Genomic DNA, 26,563 nt, shown 5'->3' with positions numbered 1-26,563 from the left:
TGGTGTTGCCCTTCAACGAGAGCGAGGAGCGGGTGCGGCAAGCGCTCAGCAGGAACTGCCGCCAAATTGCGAGACCTCGGCGATCAAAGCATCGAGAACCTGGGTCAGCTTGGATGTATCATATGCTCCTGATGCCAGCGTGTCGGCGTTCTGCCTCATGAAGTGGTGGTCGTAGGATTCCTTGTGCTCGAGTGCACCGTGCCAAGCGTCGATATCTCGCTTGTAATTGCTCCAGATCACCCGAGCTGGCGGGTAGTCGGGCAAATTGAGGTCAAGGTAACATTCCATGGCGGCCGCTCGCCCATTGATGTCGCAGTCATTGAGACCCTCGGGGCCGAGTGCTGGGAACCGCCGTAGTGCCTCGATTTGCGGCAGAACCATCGAGCGCAAATTTCCCGGCATCTTCAATTCTTGGAGCTTACGGTAAGCGTCGACTCCCTCCGCATCATTATCGAGCAGGAACAGCACTGGGTTCTGGATATCGATCCGCACGAGGCCTTCGGCGAATTTGACGAGGTTGCCAGTGCCCCAGAAATGATGCCGTTCCTCGCCGTCGATGAAGCGGAAGAAGTCGGCGACGTCGGGCCGCAGAAGGTCGAGCGCTCGACGCAGAATACGCGCATCCGATGCGCCTTCGGTTGCAACCAGAATCGCATGAGTTCGCTGTGCGCCGGCCGCAAAGAAACTGCGTTCGACCCAGCCCGCGTTCACGATATTGCCGAATTGCCAAGTCACTTCGGCGTCCGAATTGTCGGGGCTCAGGGCGAAAATCCGCAACATTGACGGCGCGCTGAGGATGCATAGCCTAGCCGAGAGAAAGCTGGCTTCGGACCAATACATATCTGCGTTTTCGGTCCAAGGTGCGCGGGCAAAGAGTGCGGCGTGCGCGGCGAAGCGTCCTTGCGCGATCGTGTCGTCTTCAACGTATTCGTGGGCGAGACTGGCCAGGGGGAACAAGTTGGCGAGTGCACAGAACTCTTCGAAAGTTAGATGCTGGGCCTGGGACTCGGAGAGCGACCTTGCGTCCGCCATAACGGCCTCGTATTCCGCTCGAGCCCCCTCCAACGTGCAGCCAAGGACATCAAGCCTCGGGATGACCCGGGCTAACGGGCGCACGAACGTGAGCTCGCTTTCCGCCAGATCGCCCTCCTTCTCAGGATGGTCGCGATAGTAGTCGTAATCGATGCCATCACACGGCCGGCGGGCGAGATCAGGCTCCTGAAAGAGATACCCGTAGTCATTGCCCATATTATTTTTTGCGTAATCTAAAGAGACGCCGCCCACCTTCAACTCGATCGACGTGCCCATACCGCAGTCCGCCCCTTGTTGATCCAGAGGCCAATACTCTGAGACGGTTCCATTTACCGTTCGCGGCCTAGCCTGCGGTTTCTATATCGACGCCCTTGCAAGTGCGAGAGTGATCAGGTGCCGGTGGGTAGGCGGCGCTCAGGCGCCGCCAAACTTCCAGACCGGGATACCGAGCTTCTTGGCCTTGTCGGCGAGGTTGTCGTTGATGCCGGTGCCGGGGAAATGCATCACGCCCTTCGGCACGATCTGAAGCATTTCGTCGTTGCGTTTGAAGGGCGCCGCCCGGCCGTGTTTCGTCCAGTCGGGCGCGAAGCCGATCTGCGGCACGTTGCGGTTCTTCGCCCAGAGGGATGCGATCTTCTCGGCGCCTTTCGGCGACTTGCCGTGGATCAGGACCATGTCGGGGTGCTTCTCGTGGACCTGGTCGAGCTTGGCCCAGATCAACCGGTGGTTGTCGAAATCGAGCCCGCCGGTGACGACGATCTTCGGGCCGGGCGGAAGGAGCACCTCCTGCTCGGCGCGCTTCTTCGCCATGAGAAAATCGCGGCTGTCGATCATCGCTGAGGTGAGATTGCGATGGTTGACCCGCGATCCGCTGCGCGGGAGCCAGGCCTTGCCGACATGGCGTTCGTAGTGCTCGGCGGCCTGGTCGCGCATCAGCTCGAATGCGTTCTGGCGCTCGATGAGCGTCCTGCCCTCGGCGATCAGGCGCTCGAGTTCGACCGACTTCACCTCGCTGCCATCCTGTTCCCGCTGCCCGCGCTTCTGGGCCTGCTCGTTGTCGTCCAGTTCCCGGCCGATCCTGTCGGTGGCGCGGTGGAAGACGTTCACGGTCGACCAGAGGAGATCGTCGAGGTCGGGCTCGAGGCGAGTGTCCTCCAAGGTGCCGATCAGGGCGTCGAAGATGTCGGCCACGGCCCCCGCGACCTGATTGCCGTCGGGCAGAAGCCGCTGGTCGGGTTCGTCCACAAAGGGACGGTAGCCGTGGAGCTGAAGTTCGTTGAGCGCATGGTCGGTTGGTGAGGATTCGTGGTGCGGTTCGTAGTCGTCGTGCTCGCTCATGGGATGCTCCGTCGGTTGGACCGCGACCGTCGCGGCCTTCATGGCGACGAAGCCCACGGGCCGGACGGCCGGGCACCCGGAGCGCGAGCGCAGGGCTCGATGGCTAAGGCCGACTATTTTGTCTGGCGATGGAAAGCGGCCTTCAGGCCGCGCCGGAAAATAGTCGGCCGCCGCCATTGCCCGGCTGCCCGGCTTGTGGGCCGATCGCCCTCTCGAAGGCCGAGGCGCGGTCCTCTCCGACGGTTGGTGCATCCTGCGGGCACGATGACCCGCATCACACCTGTCCCTCTACCGGCTATGCCGCCAACGCCATGAAGCGGGCGACGTCCTGCGGCGCGACCTGCAATCGGGCTTCCATGCGGAGCGCATCCATGCCGAGGGTGCGGAGATCCTCGTTGAAGTCGCCAAGCTCAGGCGAGATCACGATCGCCTCGATCCCGGCCCCGTTCGCCCGTTCGACCAGGCAATCGCGCGCCCCGTCACCGGCCGGATCGTTGTCGCGGACGATGTAGAGTCGCCGCAGCGTGTCGGGGAACAGGATGGCGGCGAGATGGGCGGCTGAGAGCGCCGCCAGCATCGGCATGTCGGGGATGACTTGCCGAAGCGACAGCACAGTCTCGATGCCTTCGCCCGCCGCCATCACCTCGCTGCCGATGCCGAAGCGGACCGCGTTGCCGAGAAGATCGCCCATCGCCCGCCGTGGTCTGTCGACCGGCGCCTTGTCGCGGCGGCGTGGATCGAGCCAGGTGCGATGCGCCCCGGTGATCCTGCCGTCGAGATCGGTGACGGCCGCGATCATCGCTGGCCAGGTCTCGGTCGGCGAATGCTCGTCGGGGCGATAATAGCAGCGCGGATGGAAGCGCAGGTTTCCGGTTCCGCGTAAATCCGTAATGCCGCGTTCCCGCAGATACGCCTGTGCGAGCGTGCGGTAGATCGGCTGCGACATGCCGACGAGACGGCGGGCAGCCTCAGGCGAGCCGTGTGGCGCCGGGCTCTGCCGATGCTGCGGGCAAGGTTCCCGCTCCGGCGGCGGCATGCTGAGGAAGGTCCGCGCTTCCTCGGCAACCTCCTTGAAATCGACCAGGCCGCAGCTCTCACGGATGACATCAAGGAGATCGCCATGCTCGCCGGTCGCGGCGTCGGTCCATTTGCCTGCGAGACCTTTGGGGGAATCGTTCAGGCGCACATACATGGAGCGGCCGGGCGTGTTGCGGGCATCGCCCACGAGCCAGTAGCGGCCCTCGCGGCGGCCGCTCGATAGATAGTGGCGGCACACCGCCTCGGCCTGACGGCCGAGACGGTGCGCGAGATCGGCAGCGTTCTGACGCGCCATCACGCTGCCTCCCGCTCGCTGATGCGTTGTACCGGATAGCGGCCGAGCACGCGTTCCAGCACAGCCGGGCCGGCAACGTCCGTCGGCACGAACATGCGCAACTTCCAGGAAATGATCTCGTGGAAGAGGCCATAGGCGGTGAGCCGTTCGCGCATCGCGTCGGTGAAGCCCGACAACTCGATGCGGTCGGCGCCCATGACGCGGGCGCGGCGAAGCTGAAGCCCTTCGGCGAGATCGAGGATGGTGCGGCCATCCATCAGCGCCACGAATGCGTCGGATGGCTCGAGCGTGGCCGCGTCGGTCGCGGTGGCGTTGGCTGCCCATGCGGGCGAGACCTTGCGGCCGACGATCCGCTCACCCTCATCGGTCTGGAGCCGATACACGCGGGTGGACTCGTTCGGCAGCCGCTTCCAGATCGGCAACAAAAGGCCGGTGACAACATGGATCGTGCTGTCGGAAAACTCCGGCACCTGCGTGACCTCGGCGTTCCAGGCTGCGGCGAAGGCGTGCCGGTCGGCCTCGATCCAACGGGTCTCGCCCATCAACTTCACCGGGATGTTATGCGCCTCCATTGGCCGGACCAGCCGGACGCGCCGCTCGATCTCGCCATCGTCCAGCATGATGGAGGTGGTCGGGATCTGGACGGCGGCCCGGCCTGAGCGCTCGTTGACCAGCAGCTTCGCACGCGGATCGTCGAGCTGACCGAGGGCATCGTCCAGCGAGACCGGGCGATTGCGCATCCGCTGCGCGATGGTGAGCAACCGGGTTTCCGCACCGGTTCCCGGATGGGTGTAGATCGTCTGGCGGTCGGTGACGGTGAAGCCTTCCGCCGTGAGCGTCTCCAGCCCGACATCGTAGATGCCGGCGGCTATGGCGCCCTCGATCTTCGCGTTCAGCAACTGCTCGAATGCGGTGAACAGGATGCCCTGAAGTTCGATGGTCAGCGCCAGCAGCCGGTTGAGGAAGGTGGTGATCGGCGGCAACTCGTCCTTGATGCCGTTCGGGTCTGTCAGCTTCAGCCCGGTGGCGGATTCGAAGCGGTCGAGCGAGCAGCCTTCGACTTTGCCACGCACCAGCAGGAGATAGAGCTGGCGGAGCGCATCGCGGGCATAGGTGCTCTCCAGATTGTCCTCGGGCCGGAACAGGCCCTGGCCGCCGGTCTGGCGCTGGCCACGGGTGATCGCGCCCAGCGTGTCGAGGCGGCGCGCGATGGTCGAGAGGAAGCGCTTCTCAGCCTTCACATCCGTGGCGATCGGGCGAAACAATGGCGGCTGCGCCTGATTGGTCCGGTGCGTGCGGCCGAGGCCCTGAATGGCGGCGTCCGCCTTCCAGCCCGGCTCGAGCAGATAGTGGACGCGCAGCCGCGTGTTCCGCGCCGAAAGCTCGGCGTGGTAGCTGCGTCCCGTGCCGCCCGCGTCCGAGAAGATCAGGATGCGCTTGGCGCCATCCATGAACGCCTGGGTCTCGGCGAGATTGGCGGCGGCGGCCCGGTTCTCGACGACGAGGCGATCACCCTTGCGGACGACGCGCCGCGAGCGGCCAGTCACCTCCGCCACCAGGTCGGAGCCGAAGTGCTGGACGATCTGATCGAGGGCGCCGGGAACGGGCGGCAGGCAGGCGAGCTGCGCGATCAGTTCATCGCGGCGCGCGACGGCCTCGCGGCTCTCGACGGGTTGGCCGTCCCGATAGACCGGCCGCGACGACAGATTGCCCTCGCTGTCGGTGAAGGGTTCGTAGAGCTGCACCGGGAAGGAATGGGCGAGATAGTCGAGGACATATTCGCGGGGCGTGATGTCGACGCGCACGTCGTTCCATTCTTCGGTCGGCAGTTCGGCCAACCTGCGTTCCATCAGCGCTTCGCCGGTCGAGACGATCTGGACGACAGCGGCATGGCCGGCTTCCAGATCGCTGGTGATCGACCGGACCAGCGTCGGCGTCTTCATGCTGGTGAGCAGATGGCCGAAGAAACGCTGCTTGGCCGACTCGAAGGCCGAGCGCGCGGCGGACTTGGCCTGGCGGTTGAGCGTGCCGGACGCGCCGGTGATATTGGCCGCCTCCATCGCCGCATCGAGATGGTTATGGATGATGGCGAAAGCCCCAGCATAGGCGTCATAGATGCGGGCCTGCTCGGGCGTCAGCGCGTGCTCGACCAGCTCATATTCCACGCCGTCGAAGGAGAGCGAGCGCGCCGTGTAAAGACCGAGGGCGCGCAGGTCGCGGGCCAGCACCTCCATGGCCGCGACGCCGCCGGCCTCGATCGCCTCGACGAACTCGGCACGGGTGCCGAACGGAAAATCCTCGCCGCCCCAGAGACCGAGCCGCTGGGCATAGGCGAGATTGTGGACCGCGGTGGCGCCGGTCGCCGAGACATAGACCACGCGGGCGTTCGGCAACGCGTGCTGGAGACGCAAGCCGGCGCGCCCCTGCTGCGAGGCGGCTACGTCGCCCCGTTCTCCCTTGCCGCCGCCGGCGTTCTGCATCGCGTGCGCCTCGTCGAAAATGATGGCTCCATCGAAGTCGGAGCCCAACCATTCGACGATCTGCCGGACCCGTGAAACCCGTTCTCCACGGTCATCGGACCGTAGCGTGGCATAGGTCGTAAATAGGATGCCCTCGGGCAGCGTGACCGGCTTGCCCTGCGGGAAACGCGAGAGCGGGGTGACCAGAAGGCGCTCCATGCCGAGAGCCGACCAGTCGCGCTGCGCATCCTCGATCAGCTTGTCGGATTTGCTGATCCACACCGCCTTCCGGCGGCCCTGGAGCCAGTTGTCGAGAATGATCGCGGCGGACTGGCGGCCTTTCCCGACGCCGGTGCCATCGCCGATCATGAAGCCGCGCCGGAAGCGCACGGCGTTCGTCGCCTCGTCGCGCGCGGCGGTGACGACATCGAAGGTGGCGTCCACCGTCCATGATCCGGCAAGATGATCGGCGTGCGCCTCGCCGGCATAGATGACGGTCTCGAGCTGGGCGTCGGACAGGAGGTCATGGATGTTGGCCGGCAGGCGCGGCCGATAGCTCGGCTTGGGCGGCGTTACAGAGGCCATCGCCGCCGACTGGACCAGCTTGGTCGGATGGACCTGAGACCCGGCGATACGGATCGCCTGAAGTGCGTATTCCTCGTAGATGGCGTCGGACAGGCGAGCGTCTTCGCCGGCCAGCTCGTCTGGAGTCTCATAGGCGAGCGGCAGGCCCTCCGGTTCGGCCATCGGCGTGACCGGCGCGGTCTTGGCGACGCGGTTCAGATAGCCGCGTACGCTGCGAGGCGCGGGCGTGGAGGCCCTGGGAATCGCGACGGACGGATCGACGGCGAGCCGTTCCGGCAGCTGATCGTCGAGCCAGGCCATCAACGTGGCGACGTCCGGTGCAACGCCGGATGTGGCCGGGAACTCGGCCGGATCGTCGGCGGGCAGCTTGTCGATGACGGTCAGCCGTGTGTCGATGGTCGTACCATGCCTGGCATAGACCGCGCCGTCGATGGCGGCGGAGAAGACGATGCGCCCGCGTTCCTGCAGGCGAGCATAGGCCGAGGTCCAGGCCGGATTGTCGGGCGCGAAACTTGCGCCGGTGATCGCCACCAGGCGGCCGCCGGGAGCAAGGCGCGCCAGCGTCGAGGCGATGTGGCGGAACGCGGTATCGGCCATGCGACCCTCGATATTCGCCATCGCGGAGAATGGCGGGTTCATGAGCGCGACGCTGGGCGTGACGGTCGGGTCGAGATGGTCGTCGATCTGGGCCGCGTCGAAGCGGGTCACGGAAACCGCCGGAAAGAGGATGGAGAGCAGATCGGCGCGGGTTTCAGCCAGCTCGTTGAGGACGAGCGCGCCACCGGCGATCTCGGCGAGAATGGCGAGCAGCCCGGTGCCCGCCGAGGGTTCCAGCACCCGGTCGGCTGGGGTGATGGCGGCGGCGTGGGCCGCGACCAGGCCGAGCGGGATCGGTGTCGAGAATTGCTGGAAGGTCTGACTCTCCGTGGAACGCTTCGTATGCGTCGGCAGCAGCGCGGCGATCTTGGTCAGGGCAGAAAGCCGCAACACCGGAGTCCCGGCTTTACGGAAAAGCGCCTTTCCGTATTTGCACAGGAACAGGACGGTGGCGGCCTCGCAGGCGTCATAGGCGCTCTTCCAGTCCCAGGCGCCGGTCGCGTCGGACGCGCCGAAGGCGGCCTCCATCGCGGAGCGCAGGGTCGCGGCATCGACACGCTCGCCGCGTTCGAGATGGGGCAGCAGCAGGCCCGCCGCCGTGAAAATGGCGGCTGACGGTTCCAGATTGCGGCCGAGCGGAAGGGATGCGGCAGCCGCCGGTGTGGACATCAGGTTCATGGGACAAGCCTCGGGAGAGCGGGACAGGATCGAGCCCGCGCAGCGCTCTCTCTCGACCGCACCGGCTCAAACCCGTCCCGGTCGCCCTCTGCCTCTCATGGGGTCGGCCGTGGCCAGCATGAGAAAAGCGCCCCGGCCGCGCGGGGCGCTTTTCGATGAATCAGCTCCAATGTCCTTCCGCGATCTCGCAAGCCACGAGCGCACGCGCCTTGCGGATCAGGTCGCCGCCGCAGGTGTCAACGTGGCCGAAAAACCTGGCTCGCCCGCCGTTCGCGGTCCAATCGGCGTAGGCGCAATATTCGCGGACATCGGATCGGAACGCCCGCATGTCGCTGGCCCAATGGGGCTTGGGCTCGATGACGACGGTGATGTCGTCCCTGGTCTCCGGCCAGGGCAGAGACCGCTCATGCGGCGGACGCTCGCTGTCCGCAGCGAAGATGGCGTCGATGTCCATCATGGCGCCTCTCCCGTCTCGGGCTGCACGAAGCCTTCGGGATCGTCGGGATCGGGCGGCAGATAGGCGTCGTAGGGATTGCCGTCGGCGAGATGGCCGAATGGCGTGAACACGTAATCGCCGTTGTCCCGCCCTACGGCGCAGAGGACGTAGCGTGGGCTTCCCGTCACGGCGTCGAGGCATTCCATCAGGGCGAGGTTGCCGTCGGTCGCCGCGCGCAGCAGGGTCTGGAAATTGCTTCGGGCATGGGAGGGGATGCTCATAACGGACCTCCCTCGCCGGAGATGGTCTGGTCGAGCCAACCATCGGTGTAGATCCAGTCCACGGTCTCGCCGGTGGTGAGATCGACGACATGCGCGCCGCCGCCGAAGCCATCGAGCCGGGGCTTCGAGCAGGTGTTGGCATATTGAAAACCCCAGCGGCCGGTCAGGCCGAATTCGGCGGCGCAGCGCTTCACGAACTGGATCAGCCGTTCGGGATCGCCGGTCACGTCGTCGCGCATCCAGAGCTGGGTTCCGCCGTGCTCGGGCTGGATTGAGAGGAGGAAGCCTTCGGAGGGCGGTTCCTCCGATGCGCCGTCCGCGGACAGGTGATTGTAGAGGTCGAGCGCGCGGGCGGCGTTCTCGGGCGTGCCGACGTTGAGCAGGCACGAGAAATGGGTGAAATAGTCGGCCATAACAGGCTCCTGAAACGAAAATGCCCAGCCCGCGCGGCACAGCCGCGCAGACTGTCGGCCTCTGGGGCCGGGCTGATGGAAGAGGGAGCGAGAAGGGCGCGGGACGGACGGAGCCGCCCCGCGCCGGTGCGCTATTCGGAGGCAATAGCGTGCGAGGCTTCGTCCTCGTCGTCGGAGGGTTCCTCCTCCTCGTCGAGGAAGGCCGGGAGCATCTCGTCGCCTTCGCCGTCCGTCACCGGGTCATCGTGGTCGACCTGGCGCAGGGGCTCGGGCAGCCAGCCGGTATCGGCCAGCAGGCGTTCGGCCTCCTTGGCCATGTCGCCCTTCTTCAGATGGTCGATGAGCTGGGCGGCCCGATCGCCCGCGCCCTCTCGGACGGCCTCGAGGATGCGCGGTTTGGTGACGCGGCCGAGGTAATTGCCGACGGTCGGCTTCCAGCCCGCCGTCACCATGTCGAGGCCGGTGGCTCGCGCTAGCCGGTCGGCCTGCGAGAGGCGCACGTCCAGCCCATGCTGGCTGACGCCCGATCCGCTGTAGGGATTGGGCCGCTCGAACAGGGCGTTCACGCCGTAGCTGACGCAATGGGCGAGCAGATCGAGGCGCGTGCCGGGGTCGAGCAGGGAGAGCCAGTCCCACAGGGCCTGGTCGTCGTCGGGAACGTGATCGCCCCAACGCTCGTGTCGCTCGGCGACCTCGCGCGCGGGCGTGCTGTCCTTCAACTCCTCGGACTGTGCCGAGAAGAAGATATGATTGACGCGGGCCTCGAGGCAGCCGGCCGGTGCGGTGCGCCGGAAGGTGTCGCTGACCAGCTTGTGCAGCAGCATGGTCATGGCGACGTCGGGATGTTCCGCAACCGCGTTGCGCAGAGCGAGGGTGCGATGCGCGGTCAGCTCGATGACGAGGCGCTCGGGCAACGGCTTGATGCCGTCCTCCTCATCGTCCTCCGGCTCCGCGGGCTGGCCGCCGATGGTGATGACGGCGCGTTGAACGGCGGGCGCGGCCTGCTGGCCAGCTTCACCGTCAACCTCCTGCGCATCTTTGCCTTCGGTCTCGACGGGACGTTCATCATCGGGACGGACATAGCCGCGATCCACCGACAGCGAGCCGTCGGCATCGAGGCTGATGAAGACGCCGGCGACGGCGATGTCGGCCGGATCGTAGATCGTCGGGCGCTGCTCGAAGGCGTCGAGGGCCTGTTCGATCTCGCCGAGACGTGCGTCGATCTCGTCCGGCAACTCGTCGGCTTCGGCATATTCGGCTTCGAGCCGGTCGTATTCGTCGCGCAGCGCTTCTCGGGTGGCGCTCTCCTCCTCGATCAGGCCGACCGTGACGCCAGCCAGTTCGCGAAGCCCATGCTGGTGGCCGTAGGGAAAGCTCAAGGCGGCCTCGACCCATTTCCAGCCTTCGCTCGCGATCTCGTCGGCAACGATCTTCAGCTTCTCGGCCACCAGGCGGTCGAGCAGGGCCGGATCTTGCAGCCATCCGCCATCGTCCGACTGGAACAAGTCGCGCAGCACGATGCCGCCGGCCGCCTCATAAGCCTCGACGCCGATGAAGACGGCCCTTTTGTCGGAGGCGCGTACCGAGGTCTCGGTCAGCATCCGGCGGATCTGATAGGGCTCCTTCTGCCAGCTATCCTTAACTGCCTCCCAGACCTGTTCCTGACGGGCATGGTCCGAGCTGACGGTGAAGGCCATGAGCTGTTCGAGCGTCATGCCATCCTCGGCATAGATCTCGAGCAAAGTCGGCGAGACGGAGGCGAGGCGCAGGCGCTGCTTCACGACATTGATGCCGACGAAGAAGGCGGCGGCGATGGCTTCCTCGGTCATGCCCTTGTCGCGCATGGCCTGGAAAGCGCGGAACTGGTCGAGCGGGTGGAGCGGCGCGCGTTCCATATTCTCGACCAGCGACACCTCGTCGATCAGGATGCCGCTGTTGGCGTCGCCCACGACGCAGGGGACCGGCGCGGTCTTGGCCAGGCGCTTCTGCTTCACCAGCAGCTCGAGCGCGCGATAGCGACGGCCGCCGGCGGGCACCTCGAACATGCCGGTCTCGGCGCCATCGGCATCGAGGACCGGACGAACATGCAGGGATTGGATGAGACCGCGCCGCGTGATCGACTCGGCCAGTTCCTCGATCGAGACACCGGCCTTGACGCGCCGGACGTTGGCCTGGCTCAGCACCAGCTTGTTGAAGGGGATGTCGCGCGCCGACGACAGGGTGATCTTCTGAATGGCAGTCGCCATGTTCGTTACTCCGCGACGGGCGCCGAGAGCCTCTCTCTCGACCCTGACCCGTCACGAAGCGAAGCGCCGCCCTCTCACTCTCAGGAGGGCAGCGCCACGGAGGTGGAAAGGCGTGAAGCCGGAAACCCGCTTCTGCGCCTTTCCGGTTTTCAGGATCGTCACGCGGCCTGGCGTTCGTCATCGGCCATGCCGACATCGGCGTCCGGCAGGAAGCCGAGCAGCCAATCGGCCGCCTTGCTGGCCTGGGAGGCGGCGCGGACGATGGCGTGATTGTTCTCGCGCAGCACCTCCAGCCAGGAGCCGATGTAGTCGGCATGGCGGACGGTCGGTGCGATGCCGAGCGAGGCGCAGCAGAAAGCCGCGTTGATCTCGGCCACCAGCTCCTCGAAGGCATATTTCTTCGTGCCGAAGCCGCCGGTGAGGTCACGCGCCAACCGGGACGCGTGGCCCGTGGCGTGCCCCAGCTCGTGCAGGGCCGTGCGGTGCCAGTTGATCGGCTCGAAATAGGCCTGGGGCGGCGGCACCTGCACGTAGTCGAGCGCCGGGGCATAGAAGGCGCGGTCGCCTCCGATGCGAAAGTCGATGCCCGTCGCCTGGATCAGCGCCTCGACCTGCGGCTCGATGAGGCCGGGAGGGGGCGGTGGAGCGACGACGGCGATGTCCTCCGGCAAGCCGTCGCATTGCGCCGCGTTGAAGACCGTGAAGCGCTTGAGGAACGGGATCGCGGTGGCTTCCTCGCCGGCTTCGTGGGCGCGGCGCTTCTCGTCTTCGGGCGTGAAGCGGTCGGCGTAGACGACGGTGGTGCCCCGTTCGCCCTTGCGGACATTGCCGCCCAGCGACAGCGCCTGGCGGAAGGTGAGCCAGCTCTGGCCAGGGAAGCCGTGCTGGATCACCGCGCCCCATAGGATCAGCACGTTGATCCCCGAATAATGCCGCCCGGTCGCGGCGTTCTTCGGCATGGCGAGCGGCGCCTTGACCGAAGCCGATCCCCATGGCTGGACCCAGGGCGCCCGGCCGGCCTCCAGCTCGGCGATGATCTTGTCGGTGATTTCGTCGTAGAGGCTCGCCCGGTCGGAGCCGGCGCACGCGCTGTGATTTTTCCTGAACATCGCGGTTCTCCGCGACGGGCGCCGGAGACCTTCTCTCCAGCCATCAACCCGTCACGGAAATCCCGTCCGCACTCTCACTCTCTATGGGGGCGTTGCGGGGAGCCTCCCCGCTGGAAGGGGTCGGCCGAGACCGAGGCTCGGCCGCAGGGGAAGACCTTCCCCTCCCGAGAATTCTGTTTGAAAGTGGTTGAGCGCGCTCTGATCTCTGACCAAGAGGATAATTGTAAAGGTCGATTCAACTGGGATGAGCCGTCAAGGGAGGGGTATTTGGCCAAAACCTGTTTGGTTTGTGGAGAAAAGGCTGGCTCGGCCGAACATATCTTCCCGGCTGCGCTCGGTGGACGCCGCACGAACCGGGGCATTTACTGCACGGCGCACAACAATGGCTATTCCCCTCTGGCGGCGCTGCTCACCGAGCAGTTGGAATATTTTAACGCCGCGCTCGGTGTCATTCATGATCGGACGCGGAAGGTCCGCCCGGCTCGCATGACCGAACTGGCCAGCGGCCGGACACTCAAGCTGGCCGATGGTGATGTCAGCTTCGACGGTCCCGAGACGATCGAGCCGGGCGAACACGCCCTCGCATTCTCATCACTCGCTGACGCCGAGGCTTGGGCCGAACGCCAGCGGGCCAAAGGAATGAAGGTGGAATTCGGCAAGCCAAGCGCACCGACGGCCTATTTCCCCGGCACATCGCGCGTTCAGATCAAACTCGGTGGTCCAGAATCATTCCGCGCGATCGGCTATGTGGGCCAGACGTTCTTGGCTCATGCATTTCCCGATCTGGCCCGAGTCGAGGCCCTGAAACCGTTCATCACGAGCAGCTACTTCGGGGAAAGTGTGCTTCCCGTCTGGTGGGAGTTCGATGCACCCTCATATTCCCAACCCTCGCCGTTCGAGTTCGGCCACCGTATCGTCGTCGGGGTCGATGCTGATGCGAAGGTCGTCTATGGCCGGATCTCGCTCTTCTCGGCGTTCGACTATGGCATGGTTTTCGGCCCGACCGACCTTGTCGAGAGCACGGCGAAGGTCTTCGACATCGATCCGCTGGCGACGGCTGCGCCGGTCGATCTGGTGGAGACCGTCGTGGTCGCTCCGCCTCCAGCGCCGCAGCTATCCACCAGCCCGAACGATGACCTGAGGCGCGAACTGATCGAAGGTCGCGCAGCCAACCGCGTCAGCACATTGCTGAACAAGATCGAGGCGCGTGAGCGAGCCCAAGCCGTGGGGCGGCTCTTCGGTCGTATCCAGACTTTCTTGAACCTTCCACTGTCCGCGCGATCGGCGGCCTTCACAGACCTCATCGAGGAGGAGCGACAACGAGTTTTTTCATTACTCCAAGCCAGCCTCAGGGAATTTGAAAGCTCGGATGCCGGCACAAAGGTCAAAACGCTCGGCTTGGTCCCGTCCGAGCTTGCGCGCAGCGATTCGTCCTCGCCGGACGGGTTGAGTGACTCGGCACGCGAGACCCTCGATCGAGCCTGCGCCGCGATGGCTCACCGGCTGCACACGGAATTTGAAGAAGGCGCGCTGAATGAGGAGCGCGTGTATACCTTGATCGTGGAGGGCGAAGGTCGGGCGGTAGTGCTGAGCGCGGCGCTCGCGCCATTCTTTCCGGCCGGATCCCTCGATGCGGGTTGCGCGGCGCCCGGTTCAACAGCGCAGAAGGGCGACTGACTGTGGCCGCGAATGAGCCGAAGAAGCATCATTATGTACCGCAGTTCTATATGCGTCGCTTCGCATGTGCCGACGACGAGAACAAGGTCATGGCGCTTGAGCGCCATCGCAATGTCGTGGTCGCAGACCGCAAGTCGATCGAGGGCATCGGCTATGAGGAGCGCCTCCACGACTATGATAATAATGGTGCACCGGCATCGATCGAAAGCGATCTGAACAAAATAATCGAAACGCCGTTTTCCAAGAGCCCAACTTGGCTGAAGATCGGCGGCGGAAACTGTGCCGGCCTCGACGAAACTGATCGTCTACCGCTCTATGGCTTCGCGCGACATCTTCAACTCCGAAATCTCGAAACATTGCGGTTCATTGAAGCGCAGCGCGCCCGCTTTCTGGCGGGAGAGCTGGAAGACGAGTTGACGGACGAAGAGCGTGACATGCACGCATGGATCGCGGCCGATTCCGGCGCCGCGCATGAGCTGTTCCGCGCCGGAGCGATGGAAACGATGCTTCCCGCAGACGCTAGCGTAATCAATGTCATAGTCTGCCAAACGCCAATCGGACTTCGATCGTCCACGAACCCTATGGTTTGCGTCTCGCACCCTGGGAATGACTCCATCTTTGGTGCGATGTTCAAGTCGCTGCGGACCTGGTGGCTCGCCCTGGATCGATACTGGGGCGCGTTTATCGTTGCCGGCGGACCATCAGGCTTCAGCATCGGGGCCGTCCCGCCTGACCTCGCCCGCGTGGTCAATCGCCAATATCTCGTCCAGCTCTTGGAAGGTGGCGCACGCTACATGCTGGCCGACGACGACTTCCTCGGTGAAGATCTCGAATGGGCGGGTTTCACGTTCTCTCAGCGGACGACGCGGGGCTTCCGCTATCGCAAGGGCTCCTCGGCCTTTTGATCGCTCGGCGGCGCTCCCAAGCACCGTCCCCGCCAAAGGCTCACCGATGGTCCCGCTGGCTCGCCCGCCGACTTTTTGATCGTAACGATCACGAGGTTGCCGATTAACGCGGACTATCAGAGCAAGGCCAACCCTCAAGGAGGTTGGCGCACCCGACAGGATTCGAACCTGTGGCCTTCGCCTTCGGAGGGCGACGCTCTATCCAGCTGAGCTACGGGTGCATACTGCTTACGCGGTGCTTACGCAGGTTTTGTGTGAGTGTTAAGTCCCCACGCGCATCCCTTGTAAACCGTTGTATTCAAATACTCTTTCTTCCTCACCTTTCACACCCGCCGGGTTGACACGTGCCTTCGGAGGGCAGCACTCTATCCAGCTGAGCTACGGGTGCGGACCGCCAGGGGCGGCGGGCGCGAGGTTTGCGTTTCGCGTCCGGGATTGTCCCTACAGGATCGCGGCCGGGGTGGCAAGGCGAGGGGCCTTCTGGACGGCTGCGCGGGGCGGCCGTCCGGAGGGCTCTTGCGTAGGAGACCGCGGCCTCAGGCGCAGCTTCGCGTGCCCGAGCCGTCCGCGGGCTCGATCTGGACGCGGGTGTGGCCGGCGTCGATGAAGCCGAGGCGCTGCGCCGCGCCCTTGGACAGGTCGATCAGGCGTCCCTTCACGAAGGGTCCCCGGTCGTTGATCCGCACCACCACGGACCGCTGGTTGCGCAGGTTGGTGACCTTGACCTTGCTCCCGAGCGGCAGCGTCTTGTGCGCGGCGGTCAGGGCCATCGGGTTCATGCGCTCGCCCGAGGCGGTGCGCGAGGTGAGGGCGTACCATGAGGCACCGCCGCAGGTGGTCTTGCCGCCGGCCGCCTCCGCGGGAAGGGAGGTCAGGCATGCGGCGCCCACTAGGGCAACCGCCGTCAGGGTTCGTGCGATCAATCGTCCGGTCCTTCTACCGTTTTATACGGACGCGGACCGAGATATTTGAATTCGTTGATGAATTCCCCTCGTGGCCCCCGCCGTTCGACGCGCGAGAGGTGCGGGCGGGAAGCGGCCAAAACGTGGCGGTTCCATCACGAAGCGTAACAGAACGAAATATTCTGGCCTTTCGACGTGACCGGTCGCCCGCTCAAAGCCCTTTGAGCGCGCCCAAGCCCTCGCGATAGGTCGGGAACAGCATCGTGTAGCCAGATCGCTTCAGCCGTGCGTTCGAAACGCGCTTGTTCTCGCCATAGAAGGAGCGCGCCATGGGCGTGAGGTCGGCGGTGGCGAAATCGATGTCCGGCGGAGGCGGCAGGCCTGCAAGCGCTGCGGCATGCGCCACCACGTCCTGCGGCGGCGCCGGTTCGTCGTCCGTCACGTTGAAGACGCCGCCGAGGTCGTGCGACGCGAGGTGGGTCAGCGCGCCAGCGATGTCGTCCACATGGATGCGGTTGAACACCTGGCCGGGCTTGACGAGGCGGCGCGCCGTGCCGGCCCGCAGCTTGTCGAAGGGGCTACGGCCGGGACCGTAAATGCCCGAAAGGCGCAGGATGGCGAGCGGCACCCCCCGGCGCGCCGCCAGATCGTCCCAGGCGCGCTCGGCCTCGCATCGCTCGCGCGAGCGTTTGGAGATCGGCGCGAGCGGGGTCGTCTCGTCCACCCAGGCGCCGTCGTGATCGCCGTAGACGCCGACAGTCGAGAGATAGCCGATCCAGCGGAGGGCAGGCGCCCTGCGCAGAAGCGTATCGGCGAAATGGCGGAGCACGGGATCGCCGGCTTCGCCGGGCGCGATCGAAACCAGGCAATGGGTGGTGCCTGCAAGCGCCGACGCGATCGCCTCGCCCGCCCCCGTCCCGTCGAACAGGAACGGCAGCCAGCCCCGGGCGGCCAGTGCCTCGGCCTTCTCGGCCGAGCGCGTGGTGACGCCTGCGATCTCGCCGGGGTCCCTCGTGCGCAGAAAGGCGGCGGCCGAATATCCGCCGCCGAAGACGAAGAAGCGCGGCGCAGCGGTGGCCGGCATCAGATCTCGCCCCCGTCGCGCAGGCGGATGCGGCCGATCTCGAGTTCGTCGATCCGCAGGGTTCGGATGCGCGCCCGCCCGACGGCAAGGGCGCCGATCGACAGCGCCCCGACCGCGAAGGCCCCCAGAGCGAAGGCCCCGACGGCCAGCGCACCGACGGCGGACGCGCCCTGCGCAGAGGCGCCGGTCGCCTCCGCCACGCTTGCCCTGAGATCAGCTCGGCCAAGGGCGGCGAGCGAACGGCGCAGCGATGCGGCCCCGTCGAAGCCGGACACGGATTCAGTCCTCGATCGCATGCCATTCGCTCCTGACGTCGTCATCGGTTTCGGTCTCGAGGGCCGCCGCGCGCCGCGCGCGGGCCTCGCCCGGCGCCAGTCGCGCCAGCGCCCAGACCGCCATGGCGCGAACGGAGGGCGCGGCGTCCCCCAGGTGGCGGCGGAGGGCGTCAAGAAACGCGGGGTCGCCCGAGTTGCCCGCGGCGATCAGGCAATTGGCGACGAACTTGTCGCGGCCGATCCGCTTGACCGGGGAGCCGGAGAAGAGCGCGCGGAAGGCGGGATCGTCGAGCTCTAGGAGGTCGGCGAGTTTCGGGGCGCGCAGGTCGTCGCGCGCCCGGAGCTTGGCCTCGCGGGCCGTGCTCGCGAACTTGTTCCAGGGGCAGACGGCGAGGCAGTCGTCGCAGCCGTAGATCCGGTTGCCGATCAACGGGCGCAACTCGCGGGGCACGGGCGCTCGGGTCTCGATGGTGAGATAGGAGATGCAGCGACGGGCGTCGATCCGGTAGGGCTCTGGAAAGGCGCCGGTCGGGCAGGCGTCCTGGCAGGCGCGGCAGGAGCCGCATCGGTCGCCTGCGGCCTCGTCCGGCTCCAGGGCGATGGTGGTGACGATGGAGCCGAGAAACAGCCAGGAGCCGAAATGGCGGCTGACGAGATTGGTGTGCTTGCCCTGCCAGCCGAGACCGGCAGCCTGCGCCAGCGGCTTCTCCATCAGGGGCGCGGTGTCCACGAAGACCTTGGCGTCGTGGAGGCTCCCGTCCTTGCGTGGCCGGCTGCGCGCGACGAGGCGCCCGGCCAGTTCCTTGAGCTTGCCCTTGACGACGTCGTGATAGTCGCGGTGCCGGGCATAGACGGAGATCGCGCCGCGATCGGGCCGGTCGAGAAGGCCGAGCGGATCCTCGTCGGGGCCGTAGTTGAGGCCGAGCACGATCACCGAGCGCGCCTCGGGCCAGAGGGCCTGGACCGAGCGGCGGCGCTCGGCCGTCTCGGGCAGCCAGTCCATAGTGCCGTGGTGCCCGGCGGCGACGAAGGCGTCGAGACGCTCGCCCGCCAGCGCGTTGCCCGTGGCCGGCGCGACACCCACCTGGTCGAAGCCGAGGCGGCGCGCGTCCGTTTCCAGGAAGCGGCGCAGGGCAGGGGGAGACAAGGCGTCGGCCATGGCAGAGCCTTAGCCGACCCGGCCAACTTTCGAAACAGCCTCTTAGAAGTCGAGCTCGGCGTAATGGGCGACGGGCGGTACGCCCCGCACCCGCTCGGCCAGGAACGGCCGGAACGAGGGGCGCGACTTCATGCGCATGTACCATTCCTTGGCCGCCGGCTCCTCGTCCCAGGCGACCTCGCCGAGATAGTCGAGGATGGACACGGCGGCGGCCGCCGCGAAGTCGGCATAGGACAGGCGCGAGCCCGACAGCCAGTTGCGGCTCTCGGCCAGCCAGCCGATGTAGCGCATGTGGTTCTTCAGGTTGGCTCGCGCCGCGCGGATCGCCGAGGCGTCGGGCGGGCCGCCGCCCTCGTTGGAGCGCATCTCGCGCTTGAACACGCGCTCGCGCACGAGATAGCGCGTCACTTCCGCGTCCATCTTGCCGAGGAACCATTCCACGAGGCGGCGGATCTCCGCGCGCTCGATCGGCTTCTCGGCCAGGAGCCGCTTCTCGCGCTGGAATGCGCCCCGCGTCTCGTCGAGATACTCGGCCACCACGGTGCCGCCGACGACCGGCACGCCCCGCTCCTCGACCAGGATCGGCAGCGTCGCGGCGGGATTGAGCGCCAGGAACTCGGGGCGTCGCTCCCACGGGCGCTCCTCCACCAGCTCGGCCCGCTCGCCGTACTCCCCGAGGACCAGCCGCACGAAACGGGAGGCGGCGGACATGGGATGGTGGTGCAGGATGAGCATGGAGGGAAGAAACTTGCACTCTCGATGGTGGGGAGGCCCGGCCGCCGTGAACAAAGGTTGAGCCGACCTTAAGGCCAGATGGTTGGCGGATCGTGAACGCGAACGAACGACCCGCGTCCGGGCTGACATAAGCCGATCGGCGCGGACAGCAAGCGGAAAGGCGCCGGGACGAGCCGACACGGCCATTCGGGCCGACGCCGCGACGGGGCGCCCGTTCGCCACCGCGCATCGGTCGTCCGAAACCGGGCGCGCCGGTTCGGCGAAAGCTTGAAATCCGATGATGCGGTGCGGCAGGGCACTTGACCCCGCGGCGACCGGCGCGCCATGCCCGGTCGACACGTCACGACGCGGGATTCCCGATGGACAGTTTGCAGCTCTTCGACGCCTTTCTGCTCGGTCTGATCGAAGGACTGACCGAGTTCATCCCGGTCTCGTCGACGGGCCACCTGATTCTCGTCGGGCACCTCATCGGGTTCCAGTCCACGGGCAATACGTTCGAGGTTCTGATCCAGCTCGGCGCGGTGCTGGCCGTGCTGTCGGTCTATTTCGGCAAGCTCTGGCACCTTCTCGTCACCCTGCCGTCGGACCCGAAGAGCCGGCGCTTCGTCGCCGGCATCCTCCTCGCCTTCCTGCCGGCGGCCGTGATCGGCGCTCTGGCGCACGACTTCATCAAGGGCGTCCTGTTCGAGACGCCGATGGTGATCTGCGTCGCGCTTCTGGTCGGCGGCCTGATCCTGCTCGCGATCGACCGCATGTCGCTGAAGCCGCGCTATCACGACATCCAGGACTATCCGCCGTCCCTGTGCTTCAAGATCGGGCTGATCCAGTGCCTGGCGATGATTCCCGGCACCTCGCGCTCGGGCGCGACCATCGCCGGGGCTCTCCTCCTCGGCACCGACAAGCGGTCGGCGGCCGAATTCTCGTTCTTCCTCGCCATGCCCACGATGGCCGGCGCCTTCGCCTACGACCTTTACAAGAACTGGTCGCTCCTGTCGGCCGACGACGCCGTGGTGATCGGGGTCGGCTTCGTGATGGCCTTCCTGTCGGCGCTGGTCGTGGTCCGATCGCTTCTCGGCTTCGTCTCGAAATACGGTTTCGCGCCCTTCGCCTGGTGGCGCATCGTGGTTGGCGCGATCGGCATCGGCCTTCTGCTCGCCTATCGCTGAGCGGGCGGCGCCGCGACGAAAAACGAAAAGGGGCGCCGTCGAGCGCCCCTTTTTTCCCATCTCAGGACGGATGCGCGCGGGCCGCCTCAGGCCTTGGCGTGGCCGTCGTCGCCCGGCAGACCCTCATCCTCGGCCGGACGGTCATCGTGCGGCTGCGGCTTGGTGAACTGGCCCTGCGGGCGGAAGCGCACGAGATAGGTCGGCAGCACTGCCTGGAGCGTGCGCGGCGCGATGCCGAAGGCCTCGAAGGTGCGCCCCTCCGCCTTGGCGGCCTCGGAGACGACGTTGTCGATCTGGAGCTGCGCCACCTGATCGGGCGTCAGCGGCGCGCCGGGCAGGGCCTTCATCCAGCCGGCCAGCGAGGAGGCCAGGCCGACAGGGATCGACAGGAAGCGGCGGCGCCGCTCGATCACGTCCAGCATCTCCTCCATCATGGCGCGGAAGCTCATGGCTTCCGGACCGCCGAGCTCGTAGACGCGCCCGCCCGGCACCTCGCCGTCGACCGCCGCCGCGACCGCGAGCGCCACGTCGTTGACGAAGACCGGCTGGAACAGCGTCTCGCCGCCGCCGATCAGCGGCAGGACCGGCGACAGTCGCGCCATGTTGGCGAAGCGGTTGAAGAACTGGTCCTCTGCGCCGAACACGATGGAGGGGCGCAGGATCACGGCATCGGGCACCGCGGCTAGAACACGCGCCTCGCCTTCCGCCTTGGAGCGGGCATAGCGCGAAGGCGAGTGGGCATCGGCCCCGATCGCCGACATCTGGACGAGGCCGATCCCGGCCTTGGCCGCCGCCTCGGCCACGTGCCCGGCGCCTTGCGCCTGAAGCGCGGAGAAGGTCTGCGGGCCGCTCTCGCTGAGGACGCCGACGAGGTTGACCGCGTGGTCGGACCCTTCCAGCGCGCGCTCCACCGACCAGGGATGGCGCAGGTTCGCCTGGATCGCCTGGATCTGCCCGAGGCGTCCGGCGATCTGCAGGTGATAGGCGAGGTCGGGCCGACGGCAGGCGACGCGGATGCGGTGTCCGCGCTGGGCCAGGGCGTGCACCACGTAGCGGCCGAGGAACCCCGACCCTCCGAACACCGTAACCTGCTTCCTGGTGTCGACCTTCATCTGGCAATCCCCGTCCGGCCCTGGCGCGCCGTGGCGCGCACCCGCAACATCTGTGGCCCGACGCTTTACCGGCAATCGCCCGAGCCGAAAAGCCCGCCCCCCGCCGCGCCGGCCGAGATACCGATCCGGACCCCGAACATTTCTCCCATCCCCGATTGACACCCCGCGTCCGGAAATCTAATGACACCGCAGTGCCCAGGTGGCGGAATTGGTAGACGCGCACGGTTCAGGTCCGTGTGCCGCGAGGCGTGAAGGTTCGAGTCCTTTCCTGGGCACCAATTCCCCGAATTCGTTCGGGAAGCCCGATAGCCAAGAGACAAGATGAGTAGATCTGAGGCGGCCCCTTGAGGGTTTTGCCGACGCATCGTCTCGGCTCTTCTACACTTGTGAATACGCCCAAGTTCGGTTGGGTAGGGGCTCGTCGGGTTGCCGACGGGCTGGCGGTGAGGCGACGCGGGCGGGGCGACGTTCTCGAGGGGGGGGATGCCGCAAGTCGAGCCTATGCCGATAGGGCTCCCAGGACCTTGCGCATGCGGCGGACCTCTTCGGCGCTGGTGCGACGCACGGGGCCTGCCGCGAAGCCCAGCGCGGCAAGCTCGGGTGAGGGCGGAGAAACGGTCTGCGAGCAGCTGCCGTGAATCTCCCGCAACGGTACCTTCTCGAGAAGGACACCGACATTGTCCGGCGTGAGGCCCGAACCGGCCATGATGGCGATGCGTCCGGCCGCGACCGTATGGGCACGCGCGAGATCGGAAAGGCCCCCGATGGCGTGGGGCGCGCGGCCGGAGGTCAGGATGCGTTCGAAGCCGAGCGCGACGGCCAGCTCCACCGCTTCCGCGATGTCCGGCACGAGGTCGAAGGCGCGGTGAAGCGTGGTGCCGAGGCCGGCGCTCGCGTCCGTCAGCTCGGCGAGCGCTTGCGCGTCGAGCCCGCCGTCGGCGGTCGAGGCACCGAGAACGACGCCGGCAAGGCCCGCCGCCCGCGCGGCGGCGATGTCGGCCCGCATGGCGGCGCGCTCGCGCACGGAATACACGAACCCTCCGCTGCGCGGCCGGATCAGGGCATAGACGGGAACGGGGGCCTCCGCCGCGAGCGCCATCAGGCCCGGCGTCGGCGTCAGGCCGCCGAGCTCCAGGGCGGAGCAGAGTTCAATCCGGTCGGCGCCGCCTTCGATCGCGGCGAAGAGGCTGTCCGGATCGCCGACGCAGACCTCAAGCCGCACGCGCATCGCCGGTCTCCCGAAGCGCCAGGATTGCCGCGCCGAGAAGGCCGGGCTCGTAGCGGCAGGCGGCGGGCACGACGATCGCCGCGTCGGTGTCCCGCAGGATGCGGGCGCGCACGGCGGCATCGAGCCGCTCCACCAGCGGTCGCACGGTGGCGAGGCCCCCGCCGACCGGCACGATGTCGGCGCCGACGACGTTGACGACAAGGGCGAGCGGATCGGCGACGAGGTCGGTCCAGACGTCGATCGTGCGGGCGGCGTCGGAGGCGCCGGCGATCCAGGCAGCCGTGATCTCGCGGCTCGTGCGGCTGTCCCCGTGAAGGTGGCGGTGCAACCGCTCCAGTCCCCGCGCGCCGCCCAGCGTGTCGACGCAGCCCGCCTGTCCGCAGCCGCAGGGCAGGCGTGGAAGGTCGGCAGGCGGCGTGCCGACGCGGGTCGCCAGGATCGGGCCATGGCCCCATTCGCCGGCAAACCCGCCGGCCCCTCGCACCAGCCGCCCGTCGACGACGAGGCCGCCGCCGACGCCGGTGCCGAGAATCGCTCCGAAGACGATGCGGCGCCCGGCGCCGGCGCCCGCCACGGCCTCGGCCAGCGCGAAGCAATCCGCGTCGTTGGCGACGAGGACGGGGCGGCCGAGCCTTGTCGCGAGGTCGGGTCCGAGCCGGCGCCCGTCGAGGCCAGGAATGTTGGCGACCTTGATCGTTTCGCTCGCGGGATCGACGACGCCGGTGATGGACAGCGCCATCGGCGCGCCGGGGGCGATCCCGCACCGGGCGAGGAGCTCCGCGACGGCCTCCGCGAAGGCGTCGAAATCGTGGACCGGCGTCGGGACGCTGCCGACCGGCCGGATGTCGGACACCGCGCGCGCGACGGCGCCCCGGATCGCCGAGCCGCCGATGTCGAAGCACGCGATCATGCGTCGCGGATCGCGAGGCCGCCGGCGTCGAAGCGATGGATGCGGCCGGGCAGGGGAGAAAGGCGCACCGCCTCGTCCACCCCGATCGGGGTTTCCTCGGGAATGCGCACCGTCACCTCCTGCCCCCCCTCCAGGACGACGTAGAGATAGGTATCGGAGCCGAGGTGCTCGGCATGGCGCACCGTGCCGGCCCAGGGACCCGCAGGGTCGACCCGGAGATGCTCGGGGCGGATCCCGAGCGTCGCGGCGCCCGCCTCCTCGGCGAAGCGTCCGGTCAGGAAGTTCATCTTCGGCGAGCCGATGAAGCCGGCGACGAAGAGATTGTCGGGCCGGTTGTAGAGATCGATTGGCCGGCCGACCTGCTGCACCGTGCCCCCGTTCAGCACCACGATCCGATCGGCCAGCGTCATGGCCTCGACCTGGTCGTGGGTGACGTAGATCATGGTGGCACCGAGCGTCCGGTGCAGCTTGGCGATTTCCAGGCGCGTCGCGACCCGCAGGGCGGCGTCAAGGTTCGAAAGCGGCTCGTCGAAGAGGAAGAGCGTCGGCTCGCGCACGATGGCGCGCCCGATGGCGACGCGCTGGCGTTGGCCGCCGGAAAGCTCCGCCGGGCGGCGCTTGAGAAGCGGCGTGAGTTGGAGGAGCCCCGCCGCCTTCTCGACGCGCGCCTCGCGCTCGAGCTTCGGTACGCCGTCCTCCTTGAGGGCGAGCGTCATGTTGCCCGCGACGGTGAGGTGCGGGTAGAGGGCATAGGACTGGAACACCATGGCGATGCCGCGCTTGGCGGGCACCGTGGCGTCGACGTTGCGTCCGCCGATCTCGACGGTTCCCGAGGTCTGCGTCTCCAGCCCCGCGATGATGCGCATGAGCGTGGACTTGCCGCAGCCCGACGGGCCGACGAAGACGACGAACTCGCCGGTCCTCACCTCGAGATCGACCCCCTTCAGCACCTCGACCGGGCCGAAGGTCTTCACGATGTCGGACAGCTTGAGCGAATGGGAGGGGGGGTTCACAGGCGGACGGCCTTTCCTTCGCGCATGGACCGGTCGGCCGCCAGCACCACGGCGAGCGAGCGCACCGCGTCGTCCATGTGCCGCGTGAGATCCATGTCCTCGCGGATGGCTTTGAGCACGAAGCGCTGCTCGGCGTCGCAAAGCGCCTGGTGGCCGGGCTCGCCCGCCATGGAGACCATCTCGTCCGGCCTCGCGAAGCCGCCATCGGCCCCGCGCGCCGCGTAGTGGATGCGTAGGCGCGCCGTCTTGGTGTGGGTGTCGATGTCGGCGGACTTCGCCCCCTCATCCATGACGATGGAGACCGAGCCCTTCGGGCTCATCACGTCCTTCACGAAGAAGGCGGTCTCCGAGATCATCGGCCCCCAGCCCGCCTCGTACCATCCGAGCGAACCGTCGGCGAAGAGCACCTGGAGATGGCCGTAGTTGACTTGTGTCTCGGCGATCTCGTCTGACAGGCGCAGGCCCATGCCGCGCACCTCGACGGGCGCCGCGTCGGTGATCTGGAGCATGACGTCGAGATAGTGGACGCCGCAGTCCACCACCGGCGAGGTCGTCTCCATCAGCCGCTTGTGGATTTCCCACGCCGCGCCCGCCGACTGCTGGTTGAGGTTCATGCGGAAGACGTAAGGGCCCCCGAGCCGGCGGGCGCGCGCGATGAACTCGATCCACGAGGGGTGATGGCGCAGGATGTAGCCGACGACGAGCTTGCGGCCTGTCCGCTTGGCGGCATCGACGACGCGTTGCGCATCGGCCACCGTGCCGGCCAGCGGCTTCTCGACGAAGACGTGCGCGCCCGCTTCCATCGCCCGGATCGCGAGCTCCGCGTGGCTGTCGGTATAGGTGTTGATCGAGACGAGATCAGGCTTCTGCGCCAGGCCCGCCTCGAAGTCGGCGAGCATCGGATAGGCTCGAAGCTCCTCCGGCAGCTCGACGGGCGAGCGGTTGGCGAGCCCGACGATCTCGAAGCCGGGATCGGCGTGGTAGGCGAGGGCATGGCTGCGGCCCATCTGGCCGAGGCCCATGACGAAGGTGCGGATCGGCGCGGTCATTTCACGGCTCCGGCGGTGATGCCGGCGATGAGCTGGCGGGAGAAGACGAGGTAGAGGACGAGGATCGGCAGGATCGCCAGCGACAAGGCGGCGAGCACGGCCTCCCAGTTGGTGACGAACTGCCCGAGGAAGATCTGCGCGCCGAGCGTCACCGTCTTGGTGCTCTCGCCGGGCGCCAGGATCAGCGGGAACCAGAGGTCGTTCCAGATCGGGATCATGGTGAAGACCGCGACGGTGGCGAGCGCGGGGCGGACGAGCGGCAGCACCAGGACGAAGAAGATCCGGTATTCCGACAGGCCGTCGATGCGTCCCGCGTTCTTCAGGTCGTCCGAGACGCCCCGCATGAACTCCGACAGTATGAAGACGGCGAGCGGCAGCCCTTGCGCGGTATAGACGAGGATCAGCGCCGTCAGCGTGTTCACGAGCCCGGCCGCCACCATCATCTGCAGGATCGCGACGGTGCCGAGCCGGATGGGCACCATGATGCCGAGCGCCAGGAAGAGGCCGAGGAAGGTGTTGAGGCGGAAGCGGTATTCCGAAAGCGCGAAGGCCGCCATGGCGCCGAACAGGAGCACGAAGAAGAGCGAGCCGATCGTGACGATCAGGCTGTTCTGGAAGTAGAGGAGGAAGTCGCCCTGCGCGATCACGGTGCGGTAGCCGGCAAGGCTCGCCGTGGTGGGCAGCGGCGGCTCCAGCGGCGCGTTGAAGATCGCGCGGCGCGTCTTGAACGAGTTCATGACGACGACGAGGACCGGCAGGACCGAGATCAGGCAGTAGAAGAGGAGGGCGAGATGCACCAGCGCAAGGCGCAGGCGCTGGGCAGGGGGCTTGGTCGTCATCG

The 26,563-nt window shown here is 67.0% G+C and carries 23 protein-coding genes and 2 tRNA genes; 4 read left to right on the top strand and 21 right to left on the bottom strand.

What is annotated here, in order from left to right; all coding sequences use genetic code 11:
• Nucleotides 1-45: 45 nt before the first annotated feature.
• The 9 genes from O5O54_RS16535 to O5O54_RS16495 form a co-directional block, all read right to left on the bottom strand.
• Nucleotides 46-1,308 (bottom strand): HEPN/Toprim-associated domain-containing protein, encoded by a 1,263-nt coding sequence (locus tag O5O54_RS16535; protein ID WP_279482928.1) that lies wholly within the window; start codon nt 1,306-1,308, stop codon nt 46-48.
• Nucleotides 1,309-1,446: 138 nt separating this feature from the next.
• Nucleotides 1,447-2,370: a DUF2493 domain-containing protein gene (locus O5O54_RS16530; protein ID WP_279482927.1), complete on the bottom strand. Its 924-nt coding sequence runs from the start codon at nt 2,368-2,370 to the stop codon at nt 1,447-1,449.
• Between the two features lie 295 nt (nt 2,371-2,665).
• Nucleotides 2,666-3,703, bottom strand: a complete 1,038-nt coding sequence (locus O5O54_RS16525) for a toprim domain-containing protein (protein WP_279482926.1) — start codon at nt 3,701-3,703, stop codon at nt 2,666-2,668.
• Nucleotides 3,703-8,022, bottom strand: coding sequence for a strawberry notch family protein (locus O5O54_RS16520; protein WP_279482925.1), 4,320 nt, complete (start codon nt 8,020-8,022; stop codon nt 3,703-3,705). Before O5O54_RS16520 ends, O5O54_RS16525 begins: the two co-directional genes overlap by 1 nt.
• Before the next feature lie 160 nt (nt 8,023-8,182).
• On the bottom strand, nt 8,183-8,479 hold the full coding sequence (locus O5O54_RS16515) for a hypothetical protein (protein ID WP_279482924.1): 297 nt from the start codon (nt 8,477-8,479) through the stop codon (nt 8,183-8,185).
• Nucleotides 8,476-8,739: a DUF6117 family protein gene (locus O5O54_RS16510; protein WP_279482923.1), complete on the bottom strand. Its 264-nt coding sequence runs from the start codon at nt 8,737-8,739 to the stop codon at nt 8,476-8,478. Before O5O54_RS16510 ends, O5O54_RS16515 begins: the two co-directional genes overlap by 4 nt.
• On the bottom strand, nt 8,736-9,152 hold the full coding sequence (locus O5O54_RS16505) for a hypothetical protein (RefSeq protein ID WP_279482922.1): 417 nt from the start codon (nt 9,150-9,152) through the stop codon (nt 8,736-8,738). Before O5O54_RS16505 ends, O5O54_RS16510 begins: the two co-directional genes overlap by 4 nt.
• 131 nt (nt 9,153-9,283) lie before the next feature.
• Complete coding sequence (locus O5O54_RS16500) at nt 9,284-11,398, bottom strand: ParB/RepB/Spo0J family partition protein (protein WP_279482921.1); 2,115 nt, start codon at nt 11,396-11,398, stop codon at nt 9,284-9,286.
• Between the two features lie 158 nt (nt 11,399-11,556).
• On the bottom strand, nt 11,557-12,507 hold the full coding sequence (locus O5O54_RS16495) for an ArdC family protein (RefSeq protein WP_279482920.1): 951 nt from the start codon (nt 12,505-12,507) through the stop codon (nt 11,557-11,559).
• A gap of 267 nt (nt 12,508-12,774) precedes the next feature.
• On the opposite strand from O5O54_RS16495, the gene O5O54_RS16490 reads away from it, so the two are divergent.
• A complete protein-coding gene (locus O5O54_RS16490; RefSeq protein ID WP_279482919.1) occupies nt 12,775-14,184 on the top strand; it encodes a hypothetical protein in 1,410 nt (469 codons plus the stop codon).
• Between the two features lie 2 nt (nt 14,185-14,186).
• Nucleotides 14,187-15,089, top strand: a complete 903-nt coding sequence (locus O5O54_RS16485; RefSeq protein WP_279482918.1) for a DUF4238 domain-containing protein — start codon at nt 14,187-14,189, stop codon at nt 15,087-15,089.
• 144 nt (nt 15,090-15,233) lie between these two features.
• Here the strand turns inward: O5O54_RS16485 and O5O54_RS16480 are convergent.
• The 6 genes from O5O54_RS16480 to O5O54_RS16455 form a co-directional block, all read right to left on the bottom strand.
• Nucleotides 15,234-15,310 (bottom strand) — tRNA-Arg (locus tag O5O54_RS16480).
• A 315-nt stretch (nt 15,311-15,625) separates the two neighbouring features.
• Nucleotides 15,626-16,012: a septal ring lytic transglycosylase RlpA family protein gene (locus tag O5O54_RS16475; protein WP_407061719.1), complete on the bottom strand. Its 387-nt coding sequence runs from the start codon at nt 16,010-16,012 to the stop codon at nt 15,626-15,628.
• Nucleotides 16,013-16,202: 190 nt separating this feature from the next.
• Nucleotides 16,203-17,075: an SDR family oxidoreductase gene (locus tag O5O54_RS16470; protein WP_279482917.1), complete on the bottom strand. Its 873-nt coding sequence runs from the start codon at nt 17,073-17,075 to the stop codon at nt 16,203-16,205.
• A complete protein-coding gene (locus O5O54_RS16465; protein ID WP_279482916.1) occupies nt 17,075-17,350 on the bottom strand; it encodes a hypothetical protein in 276 nt (91 codons plus the stop codon). Before O5O54_RS16465 ends, O5O54_RS16470 begins: the two co-directional genes overlap by 1 nt.
• A 4-nt stretch (nt 17,351-17,354) precedes the next feature.
• A complete protein-coding gene (gene queG, locus O5O54_RS16460) occupies nt 17,355-18,509 on the bottom strand; it encodes a tRNA epoxyqueuosine(34) reductase QueG (RefSeq protein WP_279482915.1) in 1,155 nt (384 codons plus the stop codon).
• Nucleotides 18,510-18,551: 42 nt separating this feature from the next.
• Nucleotides 18,552-19,244, bottom strand: coding sequence for a glutathione S-transferase family protein (locus O5O54_RS16455; RefSeq protein ID WP_279482914.1), 693 nt, complete (start codon nt 19,242-19,244; stop codon nt 18,552-18,554).
• Between the two features lie 359 nt (nt 19,245-19,603).
• Here O5O54_RS16455 and O5O54_RS16450 point away from each other — a divergent pair, with 359 nt between their 5' ends.
• The gene (locus tag O5O54_RS16450; protein ID WP_279482913.1) at nt 19,604-20,410 is read left to right on the top strand and encodes an undecaprenyl-diphosphate phosphatase; all 807 of its coding nucleotides are present in this window, start codon (nt 19,604-19,606) and stop codon (nt 20,408-20,410) included.
• A gap of 86 nt (nt 20,411-20,496) precedes the next feature.
• On the opposite strand, the gene O5O54_RS16445 is transcribed toward O5O54_RS16450, so the two are convergent.
• The gene (locus tag O5O54_RS16445; protein WP_279482912.1) at nt 20,497-21,522 is read right to left on the bottom strand and encodes a complex I NDUFA9 subunit family protein; all 1,026 of its coding nucleotides are present in this window, start codon (nt 21,520-21,522) and stop codon (nt 20,497-20,499) included.
• 193 nt (nt 21,523-21,715) lie between these two features.
• Here O5O54_RS16445 and O5O54_RS16440 point away from each other — a divergent pair.
• Nucleotides 21,716-21,800: transfer RNA gene (locus O5O54_RS16440), tRNA-Leu, on the top strand.
• Between the two features lie 221 nt (nt 21,801-22,021).
• Here the strand turns inward: O5O54_RS16440 and O5O54_RS16435 are convergent.
• Genes O5O54_RS16435 through O5O54_RS16415 form a run of 5 tightly spaced genes read right to left on the bottom strand, consistent with a single transcriptional unit; the run spans nt 22,022 to nt 26,561 of the window.
• On the bottom strand, nt 22,022-22,750 hold the full coding sequence (locus tag O5O54_RS16435) for a copper homeostasis protein CutC (protein WP_279482911.1): 729 nt from the start codon (nt 22,748-22,750) through the stop codon (nt 22,022-22,024).
• Complete coding sequence (locus O5O54_RS16430) at nt 22,734-23,660, bottom strand: ROK family protein (protein WP_279482910.1); 927 nt, start codon at nt 23,658-23,660, stop codon at nt 22,734-22,736. The genes O5O54_RS16435 and O5O54_RS16430 overlap by 17 nt, the downstream gene beginning before the upstream one ends.
• Nucleotides 23,657-24,673 carry an ABC transporter ATP-binding protein gene (locus O5O54_RS16425; protein ID WP_279482909.1) on the bottom strand — a complete coding sequence of 339 codons (1,017 nt, stop codon included), beginning with the start codon at nt 24,671-24,673 and terminating at the stop codon, nt 23,657-23,659. Before O5O54_RS16425 ends, O5O54_RS16430 begins: the two co-directional genes overlap by 4 nt.
• A complete protein-coding gene (locus tag O5O54_RS16420; protein WP_279482908.1) occupies nt 24,670-25,722 on the bottom strand; it encodes a Gfo/Idh/MocA family oxidoreductase in 1,053 nt (350 codons plus the stop codon). Before O5O54_RS16420 ends, O5O54_RS16425 begins: the two co-directional genes overlap by 4 nt.
• Nucleotides 25,719-26,561 (bottom strand): carbohydrate ABC transporter permease, encoded by an 843-nt coding sequence (locus O5O54_RS16415; protein WP_279482907.1) that lies wholly within the window; start codon nt 26,559-26,561, stop codon nt 25,719-25,721. The genes O5O54_RS16420 and O5O54_RS16415 overlap by 4 nt, the downstream gene beginning before the upstream one ends.
• Nucleotides 26,562-26,563: the final 2 nt, after the last annotated feature.

It is taken from the genome of Aureimonas sp. SK2 (assembly GCF_029813115.1).
GTDB lineage: Bacteria > Pseudomonadota > Alphaproteobacteria > Rhizobiales > Rhizobiaceae > Aureimonas.
This window is presented reverse-complemented; position numbering and strand designations above follow the sequence as displayed.